This is a genomic window from Bilophila sp. (genome assembly GCF_057864385.1).
Window position 1 is genome coordinate 1 of record NZ_DBMAFI010000129.1, and the last position, 3361, is coordinate 3361.

Genomic DNA, 3361 nt, shown 5'->3' on the forward strand with positions numbered 1-3361 from the left:
GCGCCCCCGGAAAAGTGCCCGATACCAGTCAAGATTCAGCGCCTGGTGGACAAGCAGAAGCGCCTGAAAAGACACGCCGCATACCCCATGCCGCAGCAGGCCGCGCGTCATGGGGTAGCTCATGAGACAGAGCATGAGGCCGAACATGGCCGTATCCACGGCAATTTTCACTCCCCGCCGGGCGCTCATTTTTTCAGCCCGCTTGCATGCAGCCAGTCATCGATACGCCCGGAAAGGCCGCGTCCGCCCGAATAGTTGAATTCAAGCCCCATACCCACATATGCGTCTGGCACGGTCTTGGCGAGATCAGAAACGCTGTCGCCCCATACGGTGCCGCCGTGGCTGCTGAAGGGAAGGACGATCTTGCCCTGAAAATCATGGGACTCCAAGAAGGAAAGCACGGGCATGGGCATGGTGGCCCACCAAGTGGGATAGCCCAGCAGGACGACATCATACTTGCCCATATTCTCAACTCGCGCGTCCAGCGGCGGGCGAACACCGTTATTCAGATCCGCCTGCGAAACTTCATAGATATTGCCCCGGTAAGGGTGTTGCATACGTATCTCGAACAGGTCAGCCCCCAGGCGGTCGCTGATGATTACAGCGGCGCGCCCGGTATTGCCCGAATAGGAATAATAAGCGACCAGCACACGGGGATGTTCCGGCATGGCGATGCGCGAAGGAGGCGTGGTATCCACCACCTCATCAAGGGGCGCTGCATTGCGGCAGATGCGGAAGCCGAGATTAGGATCGGGGTCTATGGGATTAGTGGCGGAACGGTAGGCGCTGCGCAGATGCTTGCCGAAGTCGATATAGCTGCCGCCGCGGTTCACGCGCAGGGAACCGGAGGAAGGCCCGGATGGATTTTCCGTGCGCCCGGTATCATACGCGCCGTAATAGTCGAACACCCATTCCGAAACATTGCCGTGCGTGTGGTGAAGTCCGAAGGCGTTGGCGGGAAGTGTATCCACTTCCATGGTTTCTCCCCGGTAGTGACTTGTGCGCACGTTGGGGTCACGTCGGGTCACATAGTTTTCCTCAATACGATAGGGATAGGTGGCTTCAAAGTTGACGCTGTCGCTGTGTACCTGATTGCCCACGTTGAAAACAGTGTCGGTTCCCGCGCGGGCGGCATATTCCCACTCCGCTTCGGTAAGCAGGCGGTAGCCGTTGGCCTTGCGATCCCAGCGCACCGCCTCTCCATTGATGACATAGGCGGGTTCCAGCCCTCTGTGCAGGCTGAGGGCATTGCAGTAGCGCACGGCGTCAAGCCAAGTCACGTTTTCCACCGGCAGGCGGCCACCTTTATGCTGGCTGGGATTCTTGCCCATCATGGCCTCATAATCCGCCTGTGTGACCTCATACGGATCGATATGAAACGCGCTGACGCGCACCTGGTGGCACACTTCATCGCTGCCGCGCTGCCGCTCACTGTCGGGGCTTCCCATCTGGAAAGTCCTGCCGGGCAGAAGCAGAAAGCCGTCATTGACGGAGGCCGCATCCACGCCATACGCAGTGCCCGCCGTCAGGAACACAAGGGAAAACATCTTCAATCCCCATCTGAAAAAACAATTCATGAAAACCTCCAATTCACTGTTATCATACGGGATTATGAACGTAGACTTCTCATATCCCTCATGGCAAAAAGACTGTCATAGATTAATCAACACTCCAGTGACGAGAGAAAAAATCAAAATAAAAACGAGATAGACAGTGAAATTACGCACCCCCAGGATGATTTTTATGGCCCCCAGTTTGGCAATTTTTGTTGCGGCTCCGGCAAGCAGGAATGCAACGACGCTTCCTTCGCTGAGTCCCATTTCCTGCCAGGTTCGCAACAGGGAAATGACCGCTCCATCACATGTATACACCGGTACGGAAACCAATACGGCAAGACCCACTTCAAAAGAGCGTCCATACCCCAATACAAGCTGTATCCATGATCTTGGGATAAAGACCTCAAAGAGCGCGGCCAGTGCTATCCCTATGACAAAATAGGGAAAGGTAATCCTGAAGGACTTGCGCAAATCGCTGAAAAACGTCTTCCCTACAGGAGCGCTTCCCGGAGCAAATTTATCGAACTCAAAAAGCTTCTTGTCCCGGTAGCAAACTTCCGTCAGCCAGCCGCCTAAAATCCCGGCCAGGATACACAGCGCCAGACGCCACATGGCAACACTTGTCCCAAGGGAAAACGTCAAAATGAAAATATTCGGGTTAAGCAGAATAGAACTTATGGTAAACGCCGCCAGTATGGATTGTGGAATATTTTTTCTTCCCAATGTCGCGACGAGAGGAATTGTGCCATACATGCACAAAGGAGAAGCCGCGCCCAGAAATGAAGCGATCACAGAGGAAAGCAGGGAAAAACGCCCCTCTTTCATCCTGTGAACCTTAGCGATCATATCCTGCGACAGATATCGGGAAATGAGAGAACCGACAAAGAGCCCCGCAATCCAGAACGGGCCGACAGCCATGATTTGAGCACACAGGCTCGTCAGCACCATATGCAGTGTATCGGAATACATTGCTTTCTCTCGGATTATAAAAAATACTATGAGTTTGTATCTTTTGGTGGAGATGCTTCCATGTTCTCAACGCTATCAATCCTGCATATCCATCTGTAAAAAATAATAATATTGATAGCAGCCAGAACAAGGACAGCGTCAATCAGACCAATGCAATGAAACATGATTCTCTCCGAATATATGAGTGATGCCTACTTATTTGTGTACAATTGATGTTCCCATATATATTCCGCAACAGATGCTGGAACGGATACTTCTATCGAACGTCCTTGTTCCCTTTCCGTTCTGACTCTGGTTGAAGACAGAGCTTGCCCGCCATGAACAAACAGCGTCTTTAGCCTGTACTGCTTCAACATGTTCTCTGTTGCCTCAAGATTACAGCGGATGCCGCTTCGGGTTATGACGGCTATCGTCGCCAGTCCGGCAATTCGTTCCAGACCTTTCCATAAGGGAACGCGCTCATACACGTCACTTCCCATAAGCAAAAAGAGTGTCGCATCAGGGTAAAAATGTCTGACGGCTTCAAGCATGTCGCATGAGTACATCCCCGTGGTATGTCTGCCTTCCACATCGCTTGTTGATACGCCGGGAATCCCCTGTATCGCCAGTTGGCACATGCGGTAGCGATGTTCAAAAGGAACAGGAGAGGTTTGCTTATAAAAAGCCGCTCCGGAGGGAACCAACAGGACAGCATCAAGATGCAGTTCGCTCTTGAATACCCTGATTGCCTCCATGTGTCCGTTATGAATAGGATTGAAGCTGCCCCCGAAAACGCCGATCCGCAGGGACCGAAGGCGATCCGTCAAAAAGCCTGTCTTCCCAGTGCCCATATTGCC

3 protein-coding genes are annotated in these 3361 nt (G+C 52.7%); all 3 read right to left on the minus strand.

The genetic code is table 11. The features are described from left to right. Positions 1 to 185: 185 nt before the first annotated feature. The gene (locus tag ACZM8Y_RS17920; RefSeq protein ID WP_489501987.1) at positions 186 to 1577 is read right to left on the minus strand and encodes a flavodoxin; all 1392 of its coding nucleotides are present in this window, start codon (positions 1575 to 1577) and stop codon (positions 186 to 188) included. A 75-nt stretch (positions 1578 to 1652) separates the two neighbouring features. Continuing rightward, positions 1653 to 2504: a permease gene (locus tag ACZM8Y_RS17925; RefSeq protein ID WP_489501989.1), complete on the minus strand. Its 852-nt coding sequence runs from the start codon at positions 2502 to 2504 to the stop codon at positions 1653 to 1655. Positions 2505 to 2716: 212 nt separating this feature from the next. Further along, positions 2717 to 3361: nicotinate (nicotinamide) nucleotide adenylyltransferase (gene nadD, locus ACZM8Y_RS17930; protein ID WP_489501990.1), on the minus strand; the 645-nt coding region annotated here is incomplete at its 5' end.